Origin of the sequence: Rhodococcus opacus, assembly GCF_012396235.1 — a bacterium.
Taxonomy (GTDB): domain Bacteria; phylum Actinomycetota; class Actinomycetes; order Mycobacteriales; family Mycobacteriaceae; genus Rhodococcus_F; species Rhodococcus_F opacus.
Map to the genome: position 1 here is coordinate 1 of NZ_JAAXPA010000085.1, position 2,469 is coordinate 2,469.

The 2,469-nt window shown below is 67.4% G+C and carries 2 protein-coding genes and 1 pseudogene; 1 reads left to right on the top strand and 2 read right to left on the bottom strand.

The genetic code is table 11. The annotated features are described in order from the left end of the window. Positions 1 to 220: pseudogene (locus tag HGB39_RS37900) on the bottom strand (alanine dehydrogenase); the annotation flags it as partial. 213 nt (positions 221 to 433) lie between these two features. Further along, positions 434 to 2,041: a PucR family transcriptional regulator gene (locus HGB39_RS37905; protein ID WP_005574880.1), complete on the bottom strand. Its 1,608-nt coding sequence runs from the start codon at positions 2,039 to 2,041 to the stop codon at positions 434 to 436. A gap of 132 nt (positions 2,042 to 2,173) precedes the next feature. Here HGB39_RS37905 and HGB39_RS37910 point away from each other — a divergent pair. Next, positions 2,174 to 2,469: aldehyde dehydrogenase family protein (locus HGB39_RS37910; protein WP_210753243.1), on the top strand; the 296-nt coding region annotated here is incomplete at its 3' end.

A 2,469-nucleotide genomic window follows, 5' to 3' on the forward strand; every position in this document is an offset into this window, starting at 1 on the left:
CCTTCAGGAGCAGGTCGGCGGTGTCCCATACCTGGTCGGCGGCCTGGAGGATGTGGGCGCCTGCGGCTTTGAAGTCCTCATCGGCGAAGGAGGAGCCGATGCCGGCTTCGGATTCGATGATCACCTCATGGCCGCGTTCGGTGAGTTCGTGGACACCGGCGGGGGTGATGGCCACCCGGTATTCGTGGTTCTTGATTTCGCGGGGGATGCCGATCTTCATGAGAGCTCCGTGCTGTCGGAAATTCGATTGGTAGGTGCCAATGGTGAAGAAAGCGTCCATTCCTGCCAATAGTTGTGAAGATAATTCTTGATACTGGGGTACTGGCTCGCGGCTATTCGAATGCCGACACCCTGATCCGGTCGTCGTCGAAGGATGTTCGGAGAGTGGCTCCGCCCCGTGAGTACTTATTAACCGCCCGCCGTTAACAAGTACTCACGGGTGGCGGAGCCGCAGGATCAGCATGGCCGTGTGCAGCGACGTCCGGGACTCGGCGTCGTCCAGGTCGACACCGAGCAGGCGCTGGATCGTGGCCAGTTTCGCGTAGAGCGTGGGGCGAGAGAGGTGAAGTTGTTTCGCGAGTTCCGTCTTGTTGCCACCGAGTTCGAGGAAGCTGCGCAGGACGTCGACGCTGTCGCCGCCGTGTCGCGCCTGATGCTCCAGCAGGCCGCGGAGTTCGGTCTCGGCGAAGGCCTGCACCCGCGGATCGGTCCGGATGAGGGCGAGCAGACCGCGCAACCGGATGTCGGCAGCTCGGTGAAAGACCTTGTCGCCCGGTGGCAACGACAGCGCGACCTCGGCGATGTGAGCCGATTCCGTCAGGCCGCCCGCGGCGTCCAGGAGCCGGGTCGATTCGGGACCGACGCCGATCGTGCAGTGGAGGACGCCGTCGAGCCGGGTGAGCGCGGCACGGATCGCCGCACAGAGTTCGGACAGCGCGTCGGGTGTCGACGCCGGCGGATGCGACAGGAGCAGGTCGATCTGTCCGGCGCGGGTGTTCGCGGTGAGTGCGGTTTGCCGCGACGTCCGGACCGCGTGGCGGACGGCGTCCAGCATGTTCACACGCCGCCGCTGCGCGAGAACCTGGTCGGCGCTGGCGGTTTCGCTGACCCGGACCGTCATCGGCAGGTAGGTCAGTGCCGGCCGGAGGCCGAGCGCATGGGCGCGCGCCGTCGCCTCGGCCTCGTCCTGGACGCGTCCGCGGCGGAGTTCGTCGATGAGCCCGCTCTGGGCCTGCTGCTCGAGCGCGGTCCGGTCCTGCTCGACCATGCGGTTCAGTGCGAGCGCCTGCGCGGCACGCTCGAGGGCCATCCGCGCCCGACCTTCGGCGGCGACGGGGCGAGGGGCGACGAGTCGTCCCCATTCCTGCCGATGCGCGCCGACGGGCGTCGTCGTCCACGACTCCGGGCCGTCGATCGCGGTCTGATGCGATACGGGCGTCAGCCGCGACCGACGTTCCCACTCGGCGAGGAGATCCGCCGCCGTGGTTCCCTGCGCCGCGAAGGCCAGCACCTGCCGGTTGAGGTCCTCGAGCACGATCGGGGCGCCGAGCATTCCGGCCGCGGCGTCGACGATCTCACCGAGCGATGCCCGCTTCATGCTCAGGTCGGTGAAGACCTCGTGCACGTGCCGGGCGAACGCGACCTCGTCGTACTGCTCCGCGACGATCGATCGGTGCACTTCCTCGGTGACCTCGACGAACCGGATCTGGCGGTGCAGTGCGATGACGGGGAACGACAGTCTGTCGGCGGCGTGCGCCACCCCTTCCGGCACAGTGTCGACGTGGACGCCGAGTTCGACGACGAGTCCGGCTGCGCCCGCCGCGGCCAGTCCCTCCAGGTACGCCACGCTCGACGAGTCGTCCGCGAGCGGCCGGCCGGTGGTGAGGACGAGTTCGCCACCCTGGAGGAGGTTCGACAAATCGGGTAGATCGCTGACGTGCACCCAACGCACCGGCTTGTCGAGCGGTCCGCCGCCGATCACCTCGGGTGTTCCCGCCTGCACGACCGGGAGCGCCAGGATGTCGACGATGGTGGGCTGCATTTACGCAGTGTAAAGCAGAGGTCGGATTTCCTTACAGATCGTCGGGCTCCGGGCGCTCGTTGACGGACCACAGTGAAGACATCGCACTTCGCGCGGAGTTTCCGCGTATCGGCTCTCTCGGTAAGGACACCCATGACACACAGCGATGGCGCAGCGCAGACCCGGACCATTTCGCCCTCCGCCGAAGGCCGGACCATCTCGCACTGGTTCGACAACAAGAGCTTCGCCGGTACCAGCGGCAACACCGCGCCCGTGACGAATCCGGCGACCGGTGCCGTCACCGGTCAGGTCGCCCTCGCCAGCGTCGAGGACGCCCGCGCCGTCATCGACGCCGCCGCCGCCGCGTTCCCCGCCTGGCGCGACACCTCCCTCGCCAAGCGCACCCAGGTGATCTTCAACTTCCGGGAACTGCTCAACGCCCGCAAAGG

Coding starts and splice junctions, on each gene's coding strand:
- HGB39_RS37905 (WP_005574880.1), bottom strand. CDS start 2,041: ATGCAGCCCACCATCGTCGACATCCTGGCGCTCCCGGTCGTGCAGGCG.